The following is a 22401-nucleotide window of genomic DNA, read 5'->3' on the forward strand; positions in this document are numbered from 1 at the left end:
TATTTGGTTCGTGCGCTGGGTTCGTCATGCCGTTATTTGGCGTCGCGGCTGACTTACAACGCAACGCAATTCCATTGTCACGCGCTGATGGTCGGACATGAGTGAGTCACTGGACCTGCGCGTGCGCCGGCCGAAGGTCGCGATTGATCCGTCGGTTATCCCCGACATCAAGAGCCTGCACCACGCCATCGCGAAGTGTGCGGAGCTGGTCGGCTCCATCGACAAGACCGTCGCTATCGACACCGGCATCGACTCGCCGACGTGGGCGCGCATCAAGCAAGGCGAGGCGGGCATCAAGGGCGATTTTCTCGACCGGCTGATGGACGCCTGCGGAAACGAACTGCCGTTGCTATGGCTGCTGCACAGCCGTGGCTATGACGTGGCATCGCTACGGCCACGCGAAACCGAGCTACAGCGACAAGTGCGCGAGGCGAACGAAAGGGCGGCGACGGCTGAGGCGAAGCTGGCGACGATCAAGGAGTTCATGAGGGAGGCGAGAGCCGCATGACCATCCAATGGCGCGAAGGCTCAGGCCGCTACCCCCTGCGCTCCGACGGCGACCTGTACTGGATCGAGCGTCTGGCATCTCCGGATCGGCACTGGGTCGCGTACTTCCGCGCCGCTATCGGGCACATGACGCCATGCGTGCAGGCCCCGCCGCGTGACTCGATAGAGCAGGCGCAGGCGGATGCTGAGGGGCATCGGGCGGGGTTGGGGAGCCATGAATGAGCTGGCGTTATTCGCAGGCGTTGGCGGCGGAATACTTGGCGGGCACCTGCTCGGATGGCGAACTGTCTGCGCTGTCGAAACGGATGACTACGCCGCCAGCGTACTGCTCGCCCGACAGAATGACGGCGTGCTCCCGCCTTTCCCGGTTTGGGATGACGTACGAACCTTTGACGGACGACCTTGGCGCGGACGTGTTGACGTGGTTTCTGGCGGGTTTCCCTGTCAGGACATCAGCGTCGCAGGGAAGGGCGCAGGACTCAGCGGCGAGCGATCCGGCCTCTGGTCCGAAATGGCTCGCATCGTGGGCGAAGTACGACCGCGCTACGTCTTCGTGGAAAACAGCCCAGCTCTCGTTTCTAGAGGACTTGGGCGCGTCCTCGGTGGCTTGGCCGCGCTCGGGTTTGATGCGGCGTGGCGAGTGTTATCCGCTGGCGACTGTGGCGCATGGCATGAGCGCGAGAGGATCTGGATTGTTGCCCACGCTAGTGGCCGACGACACGAGCTCGCGGACGAAGCCATATGCGCAGGGCGGAACGCCGCTGAGCCTGGCGGTGAAGCAATTGCCGACCCTGACGGTCTGCGGCAACTACAACCGCAAGGGCGCGAGCAAGAACAGCGGGGACGGCCTGCACACGATGCTGGCGACGCTATGCGCTCGGGACTACAGGCATCCCGGTCGAAGCGGCTTCGACCGGACTGGCAGCAAGGCGGGCGATCCATTGCCGCAGCAAATAGGTGGCCCGCTGAACCCAACGTGGTGCGAATGGTACATGGGAGTCCCGCTAGGGTGGACAGAATTCGCGGCCTTGGGAATATCCAAGTACCACGAGTGGCGGCAGCAGCATTCGCCGAACTCAGTAGAGCCGTGGAGTAACGCCGCATGACCATCGCTATCGCCAGGTCAGCGGCAAGCCGGCGGGACGCGCTCTGCGAGGCCGCCATTGCTTCCGTGAAGGCTTTCGCCGACGACATGGCCCGCAGTGACCCGGATCAAGCCGCAGCGGCCTACGTGCTCATGCGTGACCTGATCCTGATGCGGCGCGCGGCGGTGGCAGAGGGGATGGATCGGGAGCGGTTGGAGAGGGCGAGGGCCTAATGCGCGAATACGGACAGATTCAATGCTCTTTCTGGCAGCGTGCCTGCGAAGAGCAGTGGACCAATGATGCGATGGTGCTGGGGGCCTACCTTTTGACCGGCCCGCACTCGAACGGCATTGGCTGCTACAGGCTCCCGAATGGGTACGTTTGCGACGACCTTGGATGGGATTCGGAAAGGGTTTCGAAAGGGTTTGCGGAACTGTTCGGAAAGGGTTTCTGCAACCGTTTCGGAACGGTTGTTTTAATCCCAAAATTCCTACGCTGGAACCCCATTTCCAACGGCAATGTAGCCAAGGCCAGGGCGCAGGAGTTTGAGGCCATCCCTAATGAAGAGGCAAAACAGGCCGCAGCCCTTGCCCTGCTTACGTTTGGGAACCATTGGGGAAACCCTTTCAGAAACCGTTTGGAAACCCTTTCGAAAGGGTATGCCAAACAGAACCCAACCCAACCCAACCCAACCCAACCCGATAAATCACCTATCGGTGATTCGTCCCCGGCGGCGCCGGCTGACGACCAGCCACCGGATGACCACGCAGTAGCTGAAATCCAGAACTGCCCTCACGGCGAGATCATCGCGGCCTACCACGAAGCTCTGCCGATGCTCAGACGGGTTCGGGAGTGGACGGACGACCGGAAAACCATGCTCAGGGCGAGGTGGCGCGAGAAGCCGGAACGCCAGGACGTGGCCTGGTGGCGTGAGTTCTTCGCCTACGTCGCGACGTGCCCGCTGCTGATCGGGAATCACAGCAGCAAGGATCACCCCGGCTGGCAAGCGGACCTCGAATGGTTGGTGAGGCCGAAGAACTTCGTGAAGGTGATCGAGGGGAACTACCAAGCCCGGGAGGCCGCATGAGCCAGCTTCGCGCCGTCACTTCCTCGACTCGCCAGCCTCCCTACAGCATCGAGGCTGAGCAAGCAGTTCTCGGCGGCCTGATGCTGGATAACCGGCTCATCGATGAGGTGATCGAGATTGTCGATCCGACGGACTTCTACCGCGCCGACCATCAACTGATCTTCGCGTCGATTCGGCAGATGCTGGACGCCCGGAAGCCCTGCGACTTCGTGACGCTTTCGGAGCACTGCAAGCAGGCCGGGACCATCGGCGAGGTGGGCGGGCTGGCCTATCTCGGCTCACTGGCCAACGACACGCCGAGTTCCGCGAACGTCAGCGCCTACGCCAAGGTCGTTCGAGATCGCAGCGTCCTGCGGCGCTTGGTGGCTGCTGGCGGCGACATTGCCGAGCTTGGCTATCGGCCAGAGGGCAGGGAGGTAAGCGACCTGCTGGACGCTGCACAGCGCGCCGTGATCGAGATCGACGTATCTCAGCCGCAGGTCGCCGAATCGATGTGGGACTCGCTGCCCGAGTTCTACAACGCGATGGAGGCTCGAAGGGGTCAGCAGTCGTGGGGCCTGGAGACGGGGCTCATCGCCCTGGACAACAAGCTGAACGGGCTGCTGCCCGGAAACCTTGTCGTCATTTCGGGGCGGCCGGCGATGGGCAAAACCGCACTGGCGATGAACATCGCAGCGCACGTCAGCCGTGAGCATCAAGTCGGGTTTTTCTCGATGGAGATGCAGCGCGATGAACTGCTGAGCCGAATCCTGTCGGCGGAAACCGGCATTCCGGGCGTGAAGTTCCGTTGCCCGGATGAGCAGAGCAAGGACGAACAGAATCTGATCTTCGGGCGCGTTGCAGAGCTTCGCCGCCGCAAGATGTGGATTGACGACCGCGGCGGTTTGAGCGTCCTGCAGGTGCGCAGCAAGTCCCGCAAGATGCATCGGAAGTCGCCGCTGTCGCTGCTGGTGGTCGATTACATGCAGCTCATGTCCGGCGTCGGCGACACGCGCAATGAGCAGATCAACGACATCTCGCGTGGATTGAAGTCGCTCGGAAAAGAGCTTGGTTGTCCCGTCATCGCCCTGTCGCAGTTGAACCGCGGTTGCGAGTCGCGCGACAACAAGCGTCCGCGCCTGTCCGACCTTCGCGAATCAGGCGGCATCGAGCAGGACGCCGACATCGTGATCGGCTGCTATCGCGATGAGTATTACCACGAGAACAGCCCGCACGCCGGCATCTGCGAGGCCATCGTTCTCAAGCAGCGCAGCGGATCGACCGGAACCGTAGAACTGGCCTGGAACGCTGATATCTGCCTTTTCACGGATTACCACGGCCCGAACTTCGAGCAGCGCGCGCCGAAGCCCACGAAAAAGGAAACGGGGTTCACGCCTGGGAAGTTTGGCCGGCCTGCGGCGCCCAGCTACCACGAGGCCAACGCATGACCCACCTCGACCGCATCCGGGCCATGCCGTGCGTCGTGTGCGCTGCGTTACGCCAGCCGCAGACCACGCGCACGCATGCCCATCATCCGCGCACCGGCCAGGGCATGGCACAGAAAGCACCGGACCATTGCGCGATTCCCGTCTGCGAGGAACATCACACCGGCCGGCGCGGAATCCACGGCGACCGGTCCGCGTGGAACATGGCGCGCCTCGATGAGATGCAGGCGCTCGGGCTGACGATTCGGCGGCTGACCCGCGACATTCCGGATCCGGTCGAAGAGGTGCAAGGCGAGCCCCGCCGCGACCGCCAGAACCGTCGCATGTGGGCCGCCCTGGGCGACATCAGCCGTCAGGTGGAATGGCCCGTAGACGGCGAGCTACAGCGCCTGTCGCCCGAAGACTGGAAGCACGTCCTATCCGCCGGGCTGAAACGTCACCAGCGCGTCGCCAAGGGCGTTGACGGCGGCTTTGTGATCCTCGGCCAGCGCACCAGCCGGATGAAAGTCGCGGAGTTCGCCGAACTGCTGACGCTGATCGACGCATTCGGCGCGCAGCACGGCGTGAACTGGTCCGACCCGCAGTGGATTTCGATGATGGCTGAGCAGGCCAAGTTGCCGGAGGCTGCATGAACCTATCTGCCGATATCGCCCGCTGCGACGGCGTGCAATACGACGGCGAGTTCCGCGAGGGCTGCGACGACTGCCTGCGCCGGACTGCGCAGCGAGGTGATCGCGCCGTGATGATCGAGCCGCCCGCGCTGGTGGTTTTCGAGTGCGAGATGAGGGTTGAGGGTAACACCGAAGTTAAGCCGACCCGCGAAGCGGGTTCGGCTTGAACGCCTTGTTAGACCCCCAACCCCGAGGAAGCCATGCGAAACGGAGCCACATTGTCACCATGCCGGACCTACCGCTACGACCTGTGGCGCACGTGGATCGGCGGCGAGGGCTACGCGATGTTTGTGGGCCTGAACCCGAGCACCGCAGACGAGACGCAGGACGATCCAACGATTCGCCGCTGCATGGCGTTTGCCAAAAGCTGGGGCTACGCCGGGCTGTGCATGACCAACCTGTTCGCGTTCCGGGCGACAGACCCCGAGGACATGAAGCGAGCCGCCGACCCGGTCGGGCCGCAGAACGACCTGGTGCTGAAGGAGCGCGCGGGCCGCGCTGGCGTGGTGGTCGCTGCGTGGGGAGTGCATGGCACCTACAAGAACCGTGCGTGGGCGGTGCGGATGGCGTTGCCGCAACTGCACTGCCTGCGCCTGACGAAAGACGGACACCCGGGCCATCCGCTGTACCTGCCAAAAACGCTGGTGCCGGTGGAGTGGTCATGGGGGTCTAACGCAGAGCTAAGGGGCGTTTCCGCCCACGAGGTGAACAATGGAAAGTGAACAAACCGCGCAGGGCGGAAACGTCCCGCTTGAGCGCCGGGTTATGCCGCCGCTCACCGACGAGATTGAATGGATTCTCGGGCGACCGTGCTTTGCAGTTGCAGGAATCGCTCGCCGCCTGCACGAGCTGAAGCTGTACGACGTGGCGCGCAAGGCCGAAAGCGAACAAGCCGCCGCCCTGCACTGGATGCTGAACCTGTACTTCACTCACGGGCTGGCGTGGCGCGATGAAGCCGAGAAGGTTCTGCGGCATAACGCCAATTCATCCGCGAAACCTGCGGATTAACACCATGCGCCGAGCCGCCAAGACTGACGCCAACCACGCCGACATCGTTCGCGCGTTACGTGCTGCCGGCTGCTCTGTGCAGTCACTGGCGGCTGTTGGCTCAGGGGTGCCCGACATCATGGCCGGTAAGCACGGGCGGACGTTTTTGATCGAGATAAAGGACGGCCGGAAGTCGGCAAGCCGGCGCCAGCTCACGCCCGACCAGTGGGAATGGCTGGACGCATGGCGGGGCGGGCAGGTCCACATCGTGGAATCAGTCGAACAGGCTTTGGAGGTGGTGAGGGGATGAACATCAGCAAGGCCAAAGCGGAAGAACTGGAAAACGCCCTGATGGACTACCTCATGGACGGCGAGGCGACGCTGCAAGAGGCGTGCTTCGACTTGAAGGTCAGCACGCCATACCTGCACCGCATCGCCGGCTACCTGCAGGCGCAGGGCCTTGTCGATTCGCGTGTCTGCCATACAGGGTCGCGGATCGAGATCAGATGGTTCATGCAGCGGACGCGGAGGGCGCCACAGACAGAGACGGCGAGGCAGGCCGCATGATCGTTGATGTCGTCTGCGAGAACTCCAATTGTCCGGACCGATTCAAATGCGCCAGAAATCCCAGCGGCGGTGTTCTGAAATATCAGCCTTTCCAAAAAGTCGAAAGATACCCATTGGAGACAGATGATCATAGGTGCAGCAGATTCCTGCCGAAGGCGAACGCAAAAGAGGGAAAAGATCAGATGAGATCGGATAGAGAATCGACCCCCGTCCAGAAGGCATATGGGAAAGGCCGTATTGATGGATTGCGGTTGGCTGGCATCGAAGAACCGGAGACGTACATGAATGCTGAGCGGATCAGAATTGCGGAGCAAAATCTGAACGGGATCGCTAGAAAGATTTATGAGCATGTTCCGGCGGGCGATGCGGTGAAGGCCCATCTGATTATTTCATCAATGTCCAAGGCCACAGGATCTACTGCCGACCATCGCGTGGTTATGTCGTGCCTGAAGAAAATGGTTGATGAAAGGATTGTGAGAGAGCCCAGTCCCGGAGAATTCTGCAGAACGCCGAAGAGAGAAATTAAGGAATCAGAACAGAAACCAGCTACTAAACCGGAGCCAAAGATTGTGCAGAAACAGAGCAGCGTTGAAGTTAAGCCTGAAGCAGCTCCTGCGTCTCCGATGGATAGATTCGCGGCTCTTGCTCAAGAGGCGCGCAAGGCTGCAGAGCAAATCATCAACTTGGCTTCGAAGCTTGATGATGCAGCCATAGAGGTTGAGCAAAGCATTCAGGCGGCTAAGCAGGAAAACGCAAAGATGGTTCAACTGAAAGAGTTGCTGAAAAGTCTCTCTTAGGAGGATTTCTGAACAAGCCTGAAAAGACGATCATCCGCATCGGCGACGCCATCTTGTGGGCCTGGGGCGAGGCTGTCCGCAACGGCGAACTGGAGCGCGTCCTGATCGCGTCGCTGGCCTCGATAAATGAGGACGGCACGTCAAGGTCGCCCGGCACGCATTCAGACCCGACGCTTGCCAGGGTCATCGCGTGCGACCCGATAACGGATCCGGAAACCCTCGTGCGTGACGCTCATCTACAGGCGGCCATGATGGTCGAGACGGAAATGCAGCATTGGCGGAAGGACCGGCATCAGCGATTCTGGACCGAGGTCGCGACGGCCTACTACGCCGGGCCACATGGGCGGACCAATGCGGAGGTTGGACGGCTGCTGAAGGTCAGCGAGCGGACGATAGAGGGTGTCAGGTCGCAGATGCGGCGGTATTTGGTGATGGCGGCGAGGCGTGTTTGACTTTCCCTGCGGCTTTGCCCACGCTAACGGCTACGTGGTTATACCTGACTCCAAAGCCCGCCCAGAAGCGGGTTTTTTCGTTTCGAGGGCGGCATGACTGACGAACAGAACGCCCTTATCGCCGACCTACAGGCCCGTATCGAGGCCCTGGAATCCAAGGCCCTGCAGGAATCGCCAGAACAGCGCAGAGAGCGCCTAGAGGCGGCGAAACGGGCCGCAATCGCGAGACGGAAGCTCAAGCGGTAGATGCGTACGCTCATCATCGGCAGCGGCCCGAACGTCGCAGCCGAGCTGATGACGGTCAATCGCCGTCACTTCGACCTGACGCTGGGCATCAACCGAGCGGCCATCGATCACGGCCCGGTAGACGCCCACATCACGATGCATCCGAGAGAATACGGGCCGCGGAAAGTAGCTTGGATGGTCAGCTTCCACCCGTTCGCCGGCGTCAACGAGGTATTCCCCTGGCGCTGGTCGCCCGAGGTCAAGAGCAGCGGGTCGTCGGGCCTGTACGCGATCAAATACGCCCTGTACCGCGGATCGCAGGACATCACGCTTGCCGGCGTCGGCCTGGACGTGGCCCCGCACTATTACGGCGGGCCTGACTGGCAGGCAGCGATGCAGTTTCGGCGGGCATGGGAACAGGTGCTGCCGGAGATCAGAGGCAAGGTGTACAGTTTGGGCGGATGGACGCGGGGGCTTCTAGGCCCGCAGCTTTGAGGGATGATGTCCTGGCCGACACCGGACTGCGGGACGGCGAGGCTTCATCACCTGAGAGCCAAGCGAAGTCGCCAGCGATGGCCCCACGACTGCGTAGCGGGAGTGCGATAAAGGGCTCCGGGTAGCGCCGGAGGCTCTCACCGAATCGGGAAGTAACTCAACAGCAGAGCGGCGCAAGATCGGCGCCAGGTTCCGGGTATCGAATCCCGGCTTCCCATACATACACAGGCTCGCCATTGGCGGGCCTTTTTCGTTTCATGGCTAGGGCAATCATCAACAGCCCAGGCCAGCCCTGCGGGCGGTGGCCCGTAACACCCGCAGCGTCGGGCCTCGCACTGTGTGCCACTCCCAGGCCTGAGACGCCGTATTCCCCACGATACGGGGGTCATATTCGAGGTTCCCATGCTCCGATTCGAGACCTACAAGGACCGCGCCGGGTTATTCCGCTGGCGCCTGGTGCACCAGAACGGCAACAAGATCGCCGACAGTGCCCAGGGCTACAAGCGCATGCGCGACTGCCGGCGGGGTATCGAGTTAGTGCAGGCAAGTGCTGATGCGGTGGTGGAAGGGTAGAGATGGCAGGGAAGAAGAAAGCGCCGAGCAAGCCAGCCGCGAAGCCCGCAAGGGGTCGGCCGAGCAAGTTCAAGGATGAGATGGTCGATCAGGCCCGCAAGTTGGCCAACAAAGCATTCACAGACGCGGAAGTCGCTGAGTTCTTCAACATCCCGCGTACGACGCTGTATCGGTGGATGAATGATCACCCGGAATTACGCGACGCCTTAAAACTCGGGAAGGTCGCCGCTGATGAGCGAGTCGAGCGCAGCTTGTATGAGCGCGCCACCGGCTACTCTCACCCTGACGTGCATGTGAGCAACTATCAGGGTGCGGTAACACTGACGCCGATCAACAAGGTTTACCCGCCCGACACCACGGCGATGATCTTTTGGCTGAAGAATCGAAGGCCGGAGGAATGGCGCGATAAGGTGGACCACGAGCACGGCGGCCCCAACGGCGGCCCGATCCAAGTCGCCAGCATCGACACCAGCAAACTTTCGACCGCCGCCCTGCAAGAGTTGCTGAGTGTCCGCCGCAATCAAGCTGTCTGATGCCGACTGGCTGGCGATAGAGCGGGAAGCTTGCCGACGGTCGCTTGCAGAGTTCATCCGCTGCGCGTGGCACATCGTGGAGCCTGGACAGCCCTATGTCCACGGCTGGCACATCGATGCCATTGCCCAGCACCTGGAGGCAGTCACAGCGGGGCAGATCACGCGGCTGTATGTCGCGGTCCCGCCCGGCAGCATGAAGTCGCTGATGGTGTCCGTGTTCTGGCCTGCGTGGCAGTGGGGGCCGAAGGCTCAGGCGCACAACCGCATCATCGCCACGTCGCACGCCGAAGGGCTCGCGATTCGCGACAACCTGCGATGCCGGCGGCTGATCGAATCGGACTGGTATCGCAGGCTATGGCCTGACGTGAAGTTGACCGGCGACCAGAACGAAAAGAAGAAGTTTGAGAACACGGCGACCGGATTCCGTCAGGCAATGCCGTTCACCAGCCTGACCGGCTCGCGTGGTGACTGCATCGTGATCGACGATCCGATGAGTGTCGACGACGCGGCCAGCGAGGCCAAGCGCGAAGCGGTCAACCTGACGTTTCTGGAGGCGGTACCGACGCGACTGAACAACCCGGATCGCTCGGCAATCGTCGCGATCATGCAGCGGCTGCACGAGCGTGATGTCGTCGGGATCATCGAGGCGAAAGGGCTGGGGTATGAGGCCCTGGTCCTTCCGATGGAATTCGAGGTCGAAAGACGCTGCACAACCAGTATCGGGTTCGCTGATCCGCGAACGACTGAAGGCGAGCTGCTATTCCCCGCGCGATTCCCGCCTGAGGTCATCGAGCGCGACCGCAAGGCCATGGGCAGCTACGCATGGGCCGGGCAGATGCAGCAGAGGCCCGCGCCGCGCGAAGGCGGCATGTTCAAGCGGTCATGGTTCGAGATCGTGGACGCGGCGCCAGCGACCCGGCGCAAGGTTCGCCGATGGGATTTGGCAGGGACTGACGCGAAGGCCGGCGGCGATCCTGACTGGACCGTGGGGCTGCTGCTGAGCGAATCCGGGGGCGTCTGCTACGTCGAAGCAGTGACGCGCATCAGAGAGGCCGCAGCGGGCGTCGAAAGAACGATCAAGGCCACTGCCATGCAGGACGGCAAGGGCGTCCCGGTGATCCTGCCGGAAGACCCGGGCAGCGCCGGCAAGAGTTACGCGGCATACCTGATTCGGCTACTCGCCGGCTGGAATGCCCGAGCAGAGAAAGAGACCGGATCTAAAGAGGTCCGCGCAACGCCCGTTTCAGCCCAGGCTGAGGCCGGCAACATCAAATTGGTACGCGGATCTTTTAACGAAGCATTCTTGGACGAAATCGCCATGTTCCCCAACGCATCCCATGATGATCAGGTCGATGCGCTTTCGGGGGCGTTTGCGTCGCTGATGGGCGGATCAACCTACAGCTTGGCCAACGTCGCATGATCACCTCGATCAAGGACACGCTGAAGAACCTAGTTGCGAACATCGGGACCAGCCGCGACAAGGCGGCCGGCAGCTACTACACGAACCCATGCACGGACGATGCGCAGCTTGCGGCGATGTACCGCGCCGCGTGGCTGCCGAAAAAGATCGTCGAGATTCCCGCCCTGGACGCCTGCCGCAAGTGGCGTAACTGGCAGGCTGAAGCTGACGACATCACCAAGATCGAGGATGAGGAAAAGCGCCTCGGGGTGAAGTCGAAGATGCTTGAGACGAAGATCAAGGCGCGCTTGTTCGGCGGCGCCGCGCTCTACATCGGGACGGGGGAATCTGACCCGTCGCAGCCGTTGCGGCCCGAGTCGATCAGTGTCGGCGGCATCAAACACCTGACCGTCATGAGCCGGCGCGTACTGACCCCGATGGAACTTGAAACCGACCCGCTATCGGAGCGTTACAACAAGCCGCGCGCGTACATGGTCACGGGCAGCGGCATCGCGGTGGACATCCACCCGTCGCGCCTAGTGGTGAGCATCGGAAACCCGCATCCCGAGCCTGAACTGGCCGGCGGCGTGGATTACGGCTGGGGGGATTCGGTGCTGCATGCGTGCATGGAAGCTGTCAGAAACGCGGATGCAACCGGCGCCAACATCGCGTCGCTGATCTTCGAGGCGAAGGTCGATGTGCTGAAGATCCCGAACTTCATGCAGGGCATGGCGGATCCGGAGTATCGGCGGCTGGTTCTGGAACGGCTCACGCTTGCCGCCACCGCGAAGGGCATCAACGGCGCGCTGCTGCTGGACAAGGAAGAGGAATACGAACAGAAGTCGGCGAGCTTTGCGACGCTGCCCGACATCCTGCTGACGTTCCTGCAGATCGTTTCGGGGGCTGCCGATATTCCGGTGACGCGCCTACTTGGCCAAGCGCCCGGCGGGCTTAATTCGACCGGCGAAGCGGACCTGCGCAACTACTACGACCGCATTCAGTCGATGCAGGAACTGGACCTGCAGCCGTCCATGCAGGTTTTGGACGAATGCCTGATCCGATCCGCACTCGGGTCGCGCCCGCCTGACCTGTATTACGAATGGGCGAGCCTGTGGCAGACCACCGCCAAGGAGCGCGCGGAGATCGGCAAGATGACGGCCGACACGATCAAGATTCTCGGCGACTCGCGCTTGATCCCGGAAGAGGCGCTGAGCAAGTCGGCAATCAACATGCTGACCGAAAACGGCGTGATCCCTGGCCTTGAAGCTGCCGTCGAAGAGTACGGCGACGAACTGCCGGAAGAACCTGCGCAGCCGACGCCTGAAGAACTGGCCGCGACGCTGCCGGAGGAATGACCCGATGATGCTCTATGACGCCGTGACGACCACCGGCGTGCGGCGAACTGCGGACGGCTATTTGGTCGCTGATGTTCGCGTAGCACGTACCGGGATTCAGGAATACGCCGGTGCTGAGCTTGGCGTCGATAAGCCTATCGTCCGCGTGTATCGGCCGGAAGAGTCTGTGTTCGCCGCCGATGCGATGCGCTCCTACGCCTATCGCCCGATGACCAACGATCACCCGCGCGAGCTGGTGACGGCCGACAACTGGAAGAAATATTCCACCGGCCAGACCGGCGGCGACGTGGTGCGCGATGGTGAATTCGTCCGCGTTCCGCTGGTGATGATGGATGCCGCGGCGGTCAAGGACTTCGAGTCCGGAAAGCGCGAGCTATCCATGGGCTACACCGCCGAAATCGTATTCGGCGATGGCGTCACGCCTCAAGGCGAAGCCTACGACGCAATCCAGACGAATCTGAAAATGAACCATCTCGCATTGGTTGATGCCGCGCGTGGTGGGAATGCTTTACGCATCGGGGATTGGCGCGCCTCGAATGCTCAGGATCACGGCGCCGACAAGCCCCCTCCCATGGAGAAATCTGAAATGAGCGACACGAAAACCCGGACGATCCTGGTTGACGGACTGTCGGTGGAAACCACCGATGCCGGAGCCCAGGCCATCGCCAAACTGCAAGGCCAGATCAAGGACGCGCAGTCTGCGTCTGACGCTTTGGTGACCGACCACGCCAAAGCCATCGCCGCCAAGGATGCCGACCTCGCGAAGAAGGATGCAGAGATCGACAGCCTGAAAGGCAAGGTTCTGAGCGACGCCGAGCTGGACAAGCGCGTGAAGGTTCGCGCCGACCTGATCGCCACCGCCAAGGCCATCGCCGATGCCGATTACACCGGCAAGTCTGACGCCGACATCCGCAAGGCTGTCGTGGTCGCCAAGTTCGGCGACGGCATGGCCGACAAGCCCGAGGCGTACATCGCCGCGCGCTTCGACATCCTGGCCGAAGACGCCAAGGCCGACCCGGTGCGCAAGGTGCTGATGAAGGGCGCCGACGGCAAGAAGCCTGACGACAACGGCTATTCGGCCTACGTCGCTGACATTTCCAATTCCTGGAAACCGAACCAGAAGGAGGCCCACTAATGGCCGTTCAGAGCACCTATCGAGAGGAAATTCTCGAAGCCGTCGCGGGCCAGATCGCGGACATGACCCCGGCCACGTTGATGTCTCGCACTGTCGAGACTGCAGCGGGCATCGGGTTCGGCATCGCTGTAGAGCAGGGCACCGCGGACAAGGGCTGCATCCTGTTCGACGGCGGCACTGTCTTGGGCGTCACCGTTCGGGAGCGTTCGCTTGATGCGAATGACCCGGATGAGTTCGCGCAGTACGCAGAGGCGCGCGTGATGACCAAGGGCACTGTCTGGGTCGTGTGCACCAGCGGTTGCAGCGCAGGCGATGCCGTTTGGGTTCGCCCGTCCAACAACACTTTCCAAGACGACAACAGCAACTCTGCTGTTCAGATCGCTGGCGCTCGCTGGGATACCAGCGCTGAAGCCGGTGCGCTGGCCATCGTCCGCATGGGCTAAAGGAGGCCATCATGTCGAATCAACTCTTTGACGCCCAGGCTGCCTTGGGTTTCGTCGTTTCTCAGACCTCGCATATCGAACGCGAGGTGTACCAGATCAAGTACCCGGATATTCAGTATCCGAGCTTGATCCCCGTGGACACGTCCGCGCACCCGTTCGCGAAGTCCGTCACTTACTACAGCTCCGACAAGTTCGGCAAGGCGAAGTGGGTCAACGGCAACGCGGACGACGTGCCGAACGTCACCACCGAGATGACGAAGTTCGAGACCGAGGTTTACACCGCGGCCATCGGCTACGGCTACGGGTGGGAGGAGATTAACCACGCTCAGATGTTGGGCGTGAGTCTGACCGCCGACTACGCCATGGCCGCACGCCGCGCCTACGAAGAGTTCATTGATCGCGTCGCGCTGGAAGGCGACACGACCAAGAACATGGAAGGGCTGTTCGACAGCTCGGCGGTCACCGCAACGGCGCCGACGACTGGCAACTGGACGGCCGGCGGCACCACGGCCGACAACATCCTCAAGGACGTGAACGACGCGCTGCAGTTCGTGCACACCGCGACCGTCACCACGGTCATGGCGGACACGCTGTTGCTGCCCTGGTCTCGGTACAACCTGATCGCTACCAAGCGAATCCCGGACACCGAGACGACCGTCTTGCGGTTCCTGCAGCAGCACAACATCTACACCGCGAACACCGGCCAGCCGCTGATGATCCGCGGAGTGCGCAAGCTCGATACCGCAGGCACGTCGTCGAATCCTCGGATGATCGCCTACCGGCGCAGCCCACAGGTTCTGAAGCTGCATCTGCCGATGCCGCATCGGTTCCTGCCGGTGCATCAGGCCGGTCCGCTGCGCTTCGAGGTGCCGGGCGTGTTCCGCATGGGCGGCCTGGACATTCGTCTGCCCAAGGAAATCGTCTACACAGATGGCGTTTGAGTAACACGGGGCGGCCTGGATCGCCGCCCCTTTTTTCGGAGGATCAACCCGATGGTCAACATCACCAACAACCACAAGGCGCCGCTCGGGCTTCCGGGCGGCATTGTTCTTGCCCCTGGCGTGAAGACGCCCGTGCCGAACTGGCACGCGATCAAGGACAACCACATCGTCGCCGCATGGGTGCGCAATCGCATCCTGACGGTGGAGGGCGCAGACGCGCCTGTACCTCAGTCGGTTACCGATGCTGTCGCGGACGAAAAGGATTCGCTGATCGCCCAGCTTGCGGCGCTCGGCATCAAGAAAGACAAGCGCACGTCGCTTGAGAACCTGCGCACTGCCTTGAGTGAGGCGCAGGGCTGATGTACTACGGCAACCTGACCGACGCAGCGGCGTACCACGTGGATCGCGGCAACGCGGCGTGGGACGCGCTGACTTCGACGGCTCAGGAGGCCGCGCTCGTGCGCGCGTCGCAGTACATCGACGGCCGGTATCGCTGGCGCCTGATGTCCGGGCGCTGGCAGTCGATGTTCCGCGGGACCAAGACCGGCGGGCGCGCTCAGATTCTGGAATGGCCACGCACTGGCGCAACGGACTACGAAGGTAACGAGATCGGCAGCACGGAAGTGCCGACCGAAGTCGAATACGCGACGTATGAGGCCGCATTACGCGAGGCTGCAGACCCTGGAAGCCTGTCCCCGGACTACACCGCATCTGCGCAGGCGATCCGCGAAAAGGTCGGCCCGGTCGAAGTGCAGTACGGCGAGATGAAGGCGACCGACAACACGACGCCGAATCGACCCGTCATCCCGCTGATCGATGAGATCATCGCGCCGCTTGTGTTCCGCCCCTATGAATTACCGGCGGTGTCCGTTGTATGAGCGCCTTCTACGACCGGCTGAACGCTACCGCGCGCCGGCTGATCCAAGCCTATGGCAAGTCGGCGTCGGTCATCCGCATCGCCCTGTCCGGCCCGCCGCATGCGCCGGTACAGACCGAAACACCGCACGCCTGCATGCTGGTCGAGACGGGATACAAGCTCACGCTGATCCCGGAATCGCTGGTGCAGGTTGGCGACCGCATGGGGATCATCTCCACCACGATTGCGATCAGCCCTGAGACGGCCGACAAGATCGAGATCGGCGGCATTCGGTACAACTTCGTCGACGTGAAGCCGCTGAACCCTGGTGGGACCGTTCTGCTGTACGAATTCCTGGCGAGAGCATGAGCGCCACGCCGCGCCAGATCCTCGCAGAACTGGCGCGACTGGAACCGACGGTCCTGCGCGCGTACCTCGCGGAGGTTCGCAGGCTGACCAGTAACGCGCCTGTCGCGGAGATCGAGCGACTGATTAGCTCGGGCGACGTGGCCGGCATTGCGACTGCATTGCGCATGGACGCCTCGGCACTGTCTGAGTTGCTGGAATCGATCCGCACCGTCTACATCACCGGGGGCGTATTCGAGGCATCGTCAATTCGCCCGCCGAAAGGCGCCGGCATCGCGCGACTGCGATTCGACGTGCGGAACATCCGCGCGGAGGAATGGTTGCGTGATCACAGCTCACGGCTCGTGACGCGTGTCATCGACGATCAGCGCGACGCCATCCGCGTGACCGTATCCAACGGCGCGCAGATCGGACGGGCGCCACGTTCGACCGCCCTGGACATCGTGGGCCGCATCAGCCCGCAGACAGGGCGCAGGGCCGGCGGCATCGTCGGGCTGACCTCGAATCAGGCCGGCTACGTCGCCAACGCCAGGGCGCAGCTACTGGACCCGGAACAGATGGCCGGCTACTTCGACCGGCAATTACGTGATCGGCGCTTTGACGGCATCGTCAGGCGCGCGATGGAGGCAGGCAAGCCCGTCAAGGCGGCGGACATTGATCGCATCGTCGGTCGCTACTCCGACCGTCTGCTACGTCAACGCGGCGAGATGATCGCCCGGACCGAAACACTGAGTGCATTCAACGCCGGCAGCGATCAGGTCTACACGCAGGCCGTCGAGGCGGGCCAGATTCGAGCCGATGCTGTCACCGCAACATGGGTCGCCACGCGAGACGGCAGAACGCGCGACTCACACGCTGCGATGAGCGGCCAGACCGTGGCCTACGGTGAGCCGTTCCGCACGCCGAGCGGATACCTGATGCGGTATCCGGGGGATAGCGGATTGGGCGCGCCGGCTGCTGAAGTGATTCAGTGCCGCTGTGTTGCGAGGCGGCGCGTTGATTTTCTGGCGCAGAACCTCGGTTAGAGGGGTGACACATGGCCGCCAAAAAGTTCAACGCGGCCGTGGACTCATGGGTTCGCAAGAGCAAGGCCCGCGGCCAGGCCATCTTTCAAGAGTCCGTTCAGCGCGTCATCGAACAGGCGCAAGAGCAAGGCCCATCCGTCGCCAATCCCGGCGGCGGTGGCGGAAAGATGCCGGTGGACGATGGCTTTCTCAGGGCGTCCGGACAGGTTTCATTCTCCGGCATGCCCAGCGGGCCGAAGCGGCCTGCTGTCGGGGCTGCCGTGTACCGATTCAACGCCGACGACGTTGCGCTGAGCATCAGCCGCGCACGTCTCGGCGACACGATCTTTTTCGGCTGGACTGCGGAGTACGCGCGCGCGATGGAAGCCCGATACGGATTCCTTCGCAGTGCGGCGCAGAACTGGCGACCCATCGTCGCTGCGGTGACGGCTGAGGCCAAACGGAGGTTCCCGTGACCGATGACGCGATATGGAATGCGTTCGCGGTCCGTCTCGGGACGTTTGCCGCTGGAATGAGCCCTGACGTGCCGGTGATCTATGCCGGCGTGCATGGAACGCCGCCGGACACCGGGTCTTGGATCGAGGCGAGATACTTCCCGAACCGGACGCAGAAGTACGGCATCGCCAATGAAGGGCCGATCAGTCTGGTCGGGTTCTGTCAGGCGCTGGTCTGCGTTCGCCCTGGTGCCGGCCTTGCCTTGGACCTCGTGGATCTAGTCGTGGCGCATTTCGACACCGGGACCGTGCTCGGTCCGGCGAAGGTCGAGATGCCCCCTTACGTGTCATCCGTGATCGAAGAGTCAGACCGGATCATGCACCCGATCACGATTCCCTATGCTGCGCACGGCACGCGATAGGACGCGGTACAGGCATCGACAGAGGGAGCCGGAGTGCGACGCCCCGTTGTCTGCTGACATGCCGCGCGGTGACAAGTGGATCGTCTGCGCGTCGGGCCCGTCGATGCTGGCGGTAGACCTGCAGCACCTGCGCCGGTTTTCGACGTGGCGAGTCATCGTGGTGAACAACACCTGGAGCCTGCTGCCGTGGGCTGACGTTCTGTACGCCTGCGACTTCCGCTGGTGGGAGACGTACGGCGAGGCAGCATCTGTGTTCGCTGGCCAGAAATGGACCACCAGCGGCGCGGCGGCGATGAAGCACGGAATCAAGCGCATCGGCAAGCGCGACGGCGCAGGACTGTGCATCGAGCGCGGGCACATTCACACCGGCGGCAACAGCGGCTATCAGGCGGTGAACCTTGCGTATCACTTCGGGGCGAAGCGGATCGTGTTGCTTGGATTCGACATGCACCGCAAGAACGGTGCGCACTGGCACGGCGAGCATCGGGACATGATCAGCGCACCAGAAAGCCACATCAACGCATGGGTCAGGATGTTCGAGCCGATGGCACGCGATATGAAGATGGCGGGCGTGGACGTGGTGAACGCGACGCCCGGCTCTGCACTGCCGTGGTTCCGCATGGCGAGCATGGGCGAGGCGCTGAGATGATCGGGAACCCTGACACGTACTACGGGGCGACGGCATCGGAGTACGACGCTAAGCGCGACGGATCTCCGATGCGAAATGCTGAGCGATCGGCTGTGTCACGACTGATCAATTCAGGGCCTGTGTTCGATGCCCCGGTAGGAACCGGAGGGTTTTGCGACCTGTACCGTAGATACGGAGGCATGGGCGTAGATTCCAGCTCTGAGATGCTGAGCATCTGCACGCGCAAACATCCGTGGATGGATACAGACATTGTTGACCTCAAGGCGCCGCTTCCGTACCCAGACCGACATTGGCCGGTGACACTCTGCATGCGGTTCGTGTGGTGGCTCAAGGATGGTGAGTTTCAATCTGTTATGTCCGAGCTGCGCCGTGTGTCTCGCGCCGTCGTGTACTCGGTTCGAGTCTCTGAAAAGTACGGCCCGGGGCTGAATCACAAATCGCTCGCGCATACCCCTGCGATGGTGTTCGAGGCAAACGGCGGGTGGCGCGTAACGCACTGCATCGACGTGACCCGCAACTATCGAGTCCTGCGGATTGAACCATGAGCTTCGCCGACGTGCTCCGATGTTTCGCGGATCGCCGCGACGGATTCGCAACCGTTGTCCGGCTCACGGATGAGTGGGCCGACCGCTACAGCGTGCCGCGTCCTGTGTTTGGGCCGGATACGCCGGTCCGGCAAGAGATATGGAGCGCGGAACAGGTCGGCGCGCATCTTGATCGGCTCGCGAGAATCGAGCCGCGGATGATCACCGACGAATCACCGAGACGCCTATACGGCCCGCTGGTCCTGGTCGATTTTCGACATGGACGAATCGGGCAGATCGATGGACGCCGAAGGGCGAATGTCTGGCGTCACCAACCGGGGCAATACGGAGTGCTGATCCTGTGCGGATTCTGATCGCAGCGAAGCGTATGCCCGGCAAGCCCGGGCGCAGGGACGGCGGCGTGCAGACCTGGATTGCCACCGTGCGCGATGAACTGGTCAGGAGCGGGCACAGCGTCTGCATCGTGGACAAGGACAGTGCGGTAAATGGCCGGGCCTATGACCTCGGCATCTTCGCGAACTGGCACCACGTCCGGCGATGGCAACCGAACTGCTCCAAGGTCGTGAACATCTGCCACGGCATCGTCGATGACGAAGCGCCGGCCGACGGCGCGCTCTTCACGTCGGAGGAACTGAAAGATCACTGGCGCGGGACGGGCCGGGTGATCCGCCAGCCCGTCGACCTCGGGTTCTGGTCGCCCGGCGGCAAGCGCGAAGACCTGATAGTCAGATACGCGGCCAGAGGCGGCCTGGAATGGCTGCCAGGGCTCGCGGACATGATGGGGCATGCGTTCATCCACGTCCGGAACCTGTCGCACTGGAACGCACGCCAGGCGCTGCGCCGCGCGTCCTGCGTCATCGCTTCCGGGCGTTGCGCCGTCGAGGCGATGGCCTGCGGCGCGCCGGTCGTGATTTGTGATGACCGCCACTATCAGGGGCCGCTACTGGACCCAGACACGTTCGGCGCGATGGCTCGGAATTACAGCGGGCGTGGCGGCGGCGAACCGACAGAGGACTCATTGCGGGCTGCGATCATCCACGCGATGGACCGGCAGCATCTATTCAGGGCGCACGCGGAATTGCACCACGACGTGCGCGATGTGGTTCGGCAGATATTGGAGGCGGCGGGATGATTACGGTAGTTACGCCCACCGGTGGCCGCCCCGAAGCCCTCGCGCGCCTCGCCACCTACGTCAACGCGCAGACCGTCCGCGAGTTCAAATGGATCATGTGCGACGACTGCGACCCGGCCAGCCAGGTGCCGCAGATGCGTGATGGAATCACGGTTGAAGTCATCCGGCCGCAGTGGCGATGGGAAGGGCAAAACACGCACGCGCGGTCGTTGATAGAACTGTTGAAAACCTGTGAAGGACCTGTGATTCACTGCGAGGATGACGATGTATACCTCCCCGATCACATCGCAACGATGCTGCAGGCGCTGCGCACCGCCGACCTTGTAGGCCAGCGGGTCTCGCATTACTGGAACGCCGCGACGCGCCGCTATCGAGCGATCCCCGGCACGTATCACGCGAGCTTAGGAGCGTCTGCAATGCAAGGCCCGGCAACGATCCTGCTGCGGATGATCTGCGGCCAACAGCAGACGCGCCTGGACATCGACCTGTGGCGCAGCTTCAGCGGCAGAAAGTCGCTGCTCGATACGACGACCGCTGTCGGCATCAAAGGACTACCTGGACGCGCCGGCATCGGCGTAGGCCATCGCGAAAACTTTGGCGAGCCCGACCCCGACGGGCGTATGCTCAAGGCCCTCATCGGTCATTGCGCGGCGTCCTATCTGTGAGCGACAAGATCCATCAAATCCCGACCAAGCCAGACAAAGCCCTGGCCTTGACCGAAGAACTGCGCCGGACACTTCCGACGCTGATCGCTAACGCGCGAATGATCGCGCAGCTCAAGAAAGCGCAGTACGACGCCTACGTCGAGGCAGGGTTCACGCCGCAACAGGCGCTGGAACTGATCAAGACGACGTAACGAATCCCGGCCCCGCCGGTACCGCAACCCGCCCTCATCCGGCGGGTTTTTTATTGCCCGCGCTCGCGGGCTTTTTTATGCCCGAGAGGTTTTCCCCATGGCTGATCCAACCACCTATCTGAACGCGACTGTTTCCATCTCCACCACCACGCAGAACACCGACCTCGTGAATGAGGCGGCCTTCGAGGGCCTGAGCTACACGGCCATCGCCAACGTCGGGACCATCGGCCAGTACGGCTATGAAACCAACATGGTGAATTACCCGACGCTCGCCCGCGCGCTGACGCTCAAGGCGAAGGGGCAGACCGATGGCGGCAGCTTCACCATCGAGGCCGCGCAGGACGTGACCGACGCCGGTCAGATCGCATTCAAGGCCGCCGGCCTGCCGACGGTTCGCGATTCCTACGCATTCCGCATCGCCCTGCCCGATGGCGCCACGCACTACCTGCGCGGCCCTGTCGGCGGCCCCGTCTATCCGGGCGGCGGCAATGAAGACTTCGTGCGGATGGTCTTCACCGTCGGCGTGAATCAGTTCCTGGAAGGACTGCCCTCGGCGTAACCCATTAGCCCGCCTCGCGCGGGCTTTTCAGTTTCCGGCGGCTAGCCCTCGCGAGGGCGAAGAGGGACCTGATCCGACCCCTGCCGCCGGAATTCATTTCGGATCGATCACTGAGGATCAAACATGGACCTGTCTACAGAGTTCAAGCCTGTTGCTGCGCGTGATGTTTTCATCAAGCACCCGGTCACTGATGAGCCGACCGGGCTTGTCTTCATGCTTCGCCCGATGACCGACCCCAAGGTCAAAGCCGCGAAGCACCGCATCACGAATTCCCGTCTGCAGTCACGCAAGGGAAAGATCACGTCCGAACAGATGGAATCGCAGGGCGTCGAACTGATGATCGCGGCCATCGAAGGCTGGCGATGGGAAGGCGCCGCAACCTGGGGCGGAAAGAAGCCTGAGTTCACCGAGCAGAACCTTCGCGACGTGATCAAGAACGACGAAATCCGCAAGCAAATCGACGCGGAACTCGGAGACGACGCGGCTTTTTTCAAGGGCTGACGGAAGAGTTGGCGGATGCAGTCCGGCATTACGTCCGGTACGAAACCGCCAACCCTGACGGCGAGACGCGCAGGGAATACAACGCGCGCTTCAAACAGGACCACGTAACGCCAGACCCGCCGGAGATTCCGGATGTGGTCTGGCACGTGTGGGAATGGTTCTGGACGCTCTGCCGGCGCCGCCTTCAAGGCCCGCAACCGCTGACACACAGCGAAGTCCGCGCGTGGCGTGACAACACGTTGACGCCGGTCACCCCCGAGGAAATCGAAATGCTCTTTGCCATGGATGACGCATGGCTGACGCAGAGCGGGATCGAGCTTCGGGAACACGACGAACGCAAGAAGAAGTCGGGGCTGAAATCAGCTCCACGGAGGCGTTGA

General features: G+C 62.5%; 37 protein-coding genes. All 37 read left to right on the forward strand.

The window, feature by feature from the left end; translation table 11 throughout:
- Positions 1–97: 97 nt before the first annotated feature.
- The 37 genes from ACOOHP_RS06210 (at position 98) to ACOOHP_RS06390 (ending at position 22401) form a co-directional block, all read left to right on the forward strand.
- Complete coding sequence (locus tag ACOOHP_RS06210; RefSeq protein ID WP_420465589.1) at positions 98–508, forward strand: hypothetical protein; 411 nt, start codon at positions 98–100, stop codon at positions 506–508.
- Entirely contained in the window at positions 505–729 is a 225-nt protein-coding gene (locus tag ACOOHP_RS06215; RefSeq protein WP_420465590.1) for a hypothetical protein, read from the forward strand. Before ACOOHP_RS06210 ends, ACOOHP_RS06215 begins: the two co-directional genes overlap by 4 nt.
- A complete protein-coding gene (locus ACOOHP_RS06220) occupies positions 722–1603 on the forward strand; it encodes a DNA cytosine methyltransferase (protein ID WP_420465591.1) in 882 nt (293 codons plus the stop codon). Before ACOOHP_RS06215 ends, ACOOHP_RS06220 begins: the two co-directional genes overlap by 8 nt.
- Positions 1604–1609: 6 nt before the next feature.
- Positions 1610–1825: a hypothetical protein gene (locus ACOOHP_RS06225; protein ID WP_420465592.1), complete on the forward strand. Its 216-nt coding sequence runs from the start codon at positions 1610–1612 to the stop codon at positions 1823–1825.
- Positions 1825–2679: a hypothetical protein gene (locus ACOOHP_RS06230; protein WP_420465593.1), complete on the forward strand. Its 855-nt coding sequence runs from the start codon at positions 1825–1827 to the stop codon at positions 2677–2679. Before ACOOHP_RS06225 ends, ACOOHP_RS06230 begins: the two co-directional genes overlap by 1 nt.
- Positions 2676–4106 carry a replicative DNA helicase gene (gene dnaB / locus ACOOHP_RS06235; protein WP_420465594.1) on the forward strand — a complete coding sequence of 477 codons (1431 nt, stop codon included), beginning with the start codon at positions 2676–2678 and terminating at the stop codon, positions 4104–4106. Before ACOOHP_RS06230 ends, dnaB begins: the two co-directional genes overlap by 4 nt.
- A complete protein-coding gene (locus ACOOHP_RS06240) occupies positions 4103–4735 on the forward strand; it encodes a recombination protein NinB (protein ID WP_420465595.1) in 633 nt (210 codons plus the stop codon). Before dnaB ends, ACOOHP_RS06240 begins: the two co-directional genes overlap by 4 nt.
- Positions 4732–4941, forward strand: a complete 210-nt coding sequence (locus ACOOHP_RS06245) for a hypothetical protein (RefSeq protein WP_420465596.1) — start codon at positions 4732–4734, stop codon at positions 4939–4941. Before ACOOHP_RS06240 ends, ACOOHP_RS06245 begins: the two co-directional genes overlap by 4 nt.
- A gap of 33 nt (positions 4942–4974) precedes the next feature.
- Complete coding sequence (locus ACOOHP_RS06250) at positions 4975–5496, forward strand: DUF1643 domain-containing protein (protein WP_420465597.1); 522 nt, start codon at positions 4975–4977, stop codon at positions 5494–5496.
- A complete protein-coding gene (locus tag ACOOHP_RS06255) occupies positions 5486–5782 on the forward strand; it encodes a hypothetical protein (protein ID WP_420465598.1) in 297 nt (98 codons plus the stop codon). The genes ACOOHP_RS06250 and ACOOHP_RS06255 overlap by 11 nt, the downstream gene beginning before the upstream one ends.
- 4 nt (positions 5783–5786) lie before the next feature.
- Positions 5787–6071: a hypothetical protein gene (locus ACOOHP_RS06260; RefSeq protein WP_420465599.1), complete on the forward strand. Its 285-nt coding sequence runs from the start codon at positions 5787–5789 to the stop codon at positions 6069–6071.
- Positions 6068–6328, forward strand: coding sequence for a hypothetical protein (locus ACOOHP_RS06265; protein ID WP_420465600.1), 261 nt, complete (start codon positions 6068–6070; stop codon positions 6326–6328). The genes ACOOHP_RS06260 and ACOOHP_RS06265 overlap by 4 nt, the downstream gene beginning before the upstream one ends.
- Entirely contained in the window at positions 6325–7125 is an 801-nt protein-coding gene (locus ACOOHP_RS06270) for a hypothetical protein (RefSeq protein WP_420465601.1), read from the forward strand. Before ACOOHP_RS06265 ends, ACOOHP_RS06270 begins: the two co-directional genes overlap by 4 nt.
- A 53-nt stretch (positions 7126–7178) precedes the next feature.
- On the forward strand, positions 7179–7577 hold the full coding sequence (locus tag ACOOHP_RS06275) for a hypothetical protein (RefSeq protein WP_420465602.1): 399 nt from the start codon (positions 7179–7181) through the stop codon (positions 7575–7577).
- Positions 7578–7823: 246 nt separating this feature from the next.
- On the forward strand, positions 7824–8297 hold the full coding sequence (locus ACOOHP_RS06280; RefSeq protein ID WP_420465603.1) for a hypothetical protein: 474 nt from the start codon (positions 7824–7826) through the stop codon (positions 8295–8297).
- Between the two features lie 402 nt (positions 8298–8699).
- Positions 8700–8870 (forward strand): YegP family protein, encoded by a 171-nt coding sequence (locus tag ACOOHP_RS06285; RefSeq protein WP_420465604.1) that lies wholly within the window; start codon positions 8700–8702, stop codon positions 8868–8870.
- A gap of 2 nt (positions 8871–8872) precedes the next feature.
- Positions 8873–9403, forward strand: a complete 531-nt coding sequence (locus ACOOHP_RS06290; RefSeq protein WP_420465605.1) for a helix-turn-helix domain-containing protein — start codon at positions 8873–8875, stop codon at positions 9401–9403.
- Positions 9378–10823: a phage terminase large subunit gene (gene terL, locus ACOOHP_RS06295; protein ID WP_420465606.1), complete on the forward strand. Its 1446-nt coding sequence runs from the start codon at positions 9378–9380 to the stop codon at positions 10821–10823. Before ACOOHP_RS06290 ends, terL begins: the two co-directional genes overlap by 26 nt.
- A complete protein-coding gene (locus ACOOHP_RS06300) occupies positions 10820–12157 on the forward strand; it encodes a DUF1073 domain-containing protein (protein WP_420465607.1) in 1338 nt (445 codons plus the stop codon). The genes terL and ACOOHP_RS06300 overlap by 4 nt, the downstream gene beginning before the upstream one ends.
- A gap of 4 nt (positions 12158–12161) precedes the next feature.
- On the forward strand, positions 12162–13292 hold the full coding sequence (locus tag ACOOHP_RS06305; RefSeq protein WP_420466952.1) for a DUF2213 domain-containing protein: 1131 nt from the start codon (positions 12162–12164) through the stop codon (positions 13290–13292).
- Positions 13292–13735, forward strand: a complete 444-nt coding sequence (locus tag ACOOHP_RS06310) for a structural cement protein Gp24 (protein ID WP_420465608.1) — start codon at positions 13292–13294, stop codon at positions 13733–13735. Before ACOOHP_RS06305 ends, ACOOHP_RS06310 begins: the two co-directional genes overlap by 1 nt.
- Positions 13736–13746: 11 nt before the next feature.
- Positions 13747–14676: a DUF2184 domain-containing protein gene (locus tag ACOOHP_RS06315; RefSeq protein WP_420465609.1), complete on the forward strand. Its 930-nt coding sequence runs from the start codon at positions 13747–13749 to the stop codon at positions 14674–14676.
- Between the two features lie 51 nt (positions 14677–14727).
- Positions 14728–15036 carry a hypothetical protein gene (locus tag ACOOHP_RS06320; protein ID WP_420465610.1) on the forward strand — a complete coding sequence of 103 codons (309 nt, stop codon included), beginning with the start codon at positions 14728–14730 and terminating at the stop codon, positions 15034–15036.
- Complete coding sequence (locus ACOOHP_RS06325) at positions 15036–15554, forward strand: DnaT-like ssDNA-binding protein (protein ID WP_420465611.1); 519 nt, start codon at positions 15036–15038, stop codon at positions 15552–15554. Before ACOOHP_RS06320 ends, ACOOHP_RS06325 begins: the two co-directional genes overlap by 1 nt.
- A complete protein-coding gene (locus ACOOHP_RS06330) occupies positions 15551–15901 on the forward strand; it encodes a hypothetical protein (protein ID WP_420465612.1) in 351 nt (116 codons plus the stop codon). Before ACOOHP_RS06325 ends, ACOOHP_RS06330 begins: the two co-directional genes overlap by 4 nt.
- Complete coding sequence (locus ACOOHP_RS06335) at positions 15898–16923, forward strand: phage minor head protein (RefSeq protein ID WP_420465613.1); 1026 nt, start codon at positions 15898–15900, stop codon at positions 16921–16923. The genes ACOOHP_RS06330 and ACOOHP_RS06335 overlap by 4 nt, the downstream gene beginning before the upstream one ends.
- A gap of 11 nt (positions 16924–16934) precedes the next feature.
- Complete coding sequence (locus ACOOHP_RS06340; protein ID WP_420465614.1) at positions 16935–17378, forward strand: HK97 gp10 family phage protein; 444 nt, start codon at positions 16935–16937, stop codon at positions 17376–17378.
- Complete coding sequence (locus ACOOHP_RS06345; RefSeq protein ID WP_420465615.1) at positions 17375–17779, forward strand: phage tail terminator-like protein; 405 nt, start codon at positions 17375–17377, stop codon at positions 17777–17779. The genes ACOOHP_RS06340 and ACOOHP_RS06345 overlap by 4 nt, the downstream gene beginning before the upstream one ends.
- Complete coding sequence (locus tag ACOOHP_RS06350) at positions 17757–18428, forward strand: hypothetical protein (protein WP_420465616.1); 672 nt, start codon at positions 17757–17759, stop codon at positions 18426–18428. Before ACOOHP_RS06345 ends, ACOOHP_RS06350 begins: the two co-directional genes overlap by 23 nt.
- A gap of 203 nt (positions 18429–18631) precedes the next feature.
- Positions 18632–18973, forward strand: coding sequence for a hypothetical protein (locus tag ACOOHP_RS06355; protein ID WP_420465617.1), 342 nt, complete (start codon positions 18632–18634; stop codon positions 18971–18973).
- Positions 18970–19326 carry a hypothetical protein gene (locus tag ACOOHP_RS06360; RefSeq protein ID WP_420465618.1) on the forward strand — a complete coding sequence of 119 codons (357 nt, stop codon included), beginning with the start codon at positions 18970–18972 and terminating at the stop codon, positions 19324–19326. The genes ACOOHP_RS06355 and ACOOHP_RS06360 overlap by 4 nt, the downstream gene beginning before the upstream one ends.
- On the forward strand, positions 19314–20105 hold the full coding sequence (locus ACOOHP_RS06365) for a glycosyltransferase (RefSeq protein ID WP_420465619.1): 792 nt from the start codon (positions 19314–19316) through the stop codon (positions 20103–20105). Before ACOOHP_RS06360 ends, ACOOHP_RS06365 begins: the two co-directional genes overlap by 13 nt.
- Positions 20102–20770: a glycosyltransferase gene (locus ACOOHP_RS06370; protein ID WP_420465620.1), complete on the forward strand. Its 669-nt coding sequence runs from the start codon at positions 20102–20104 to the stop codon at positions 20768–20770. Before ACOOHP_RS06365 ends, ACOOHP_RS06370 begins: the two co-directional genes overlap by 4 nt.
- Positions 20767–20961, forward strand: a complete 195-nt coding sequence (locus ACOOHP_RS06375) for a hypothetical protein (protein ID WP_420465621.1) — start codon at positions 20767–20769, stop codon at positions 20959–20961. The genes ACOOHP_RS06370 and ACOOHP_RS06375 overlap by 4 nt, the downstream gene beginning before the upstream one ends.
- A gap of 97 nt (positions 20962–21058) precedes the next feature.
- On the forward strand, positions 21059–21520 hold the full coding sequence (locus ACOOHP_RS06380; protein WP_420465622.1) for a hypothetical protein: 462 nt from the start codon (positions 21059–21061) through the stop codon (positions 21518–21520).
- Positions 21521–21643: 123 nt separating this feature from the next.
- Complete coding sequence (locus ACOOHP_RS06385) at positions 21644–22021, forward strand: hypothetical protein (protein ID WP_420465623.1); 378 nt, start codon at positions 21644–21646, stop codon at positions 22019–22021.
- 8 nt (positions 22022–22029) lie between these two features.
- Positions 22030–22401, forward strand: a complete 372-nt coding sequence (locus ACOOHP_RS06390; RefSeq protein WP_420465624.1) for a phage tail assembly chaperone — start codon at positions 22030–22032, stop codon at positions 22399–22401.

Origin of the sequence: Panacagrimonas sp. (assembly GCF_965216805.1) — a bacterium.
Classification (GTDB): Bacteria; Pseudomonadota; Gammaproteobacteria; order Nevskiales; family Nevskiaceae; genus Panacagrimonas.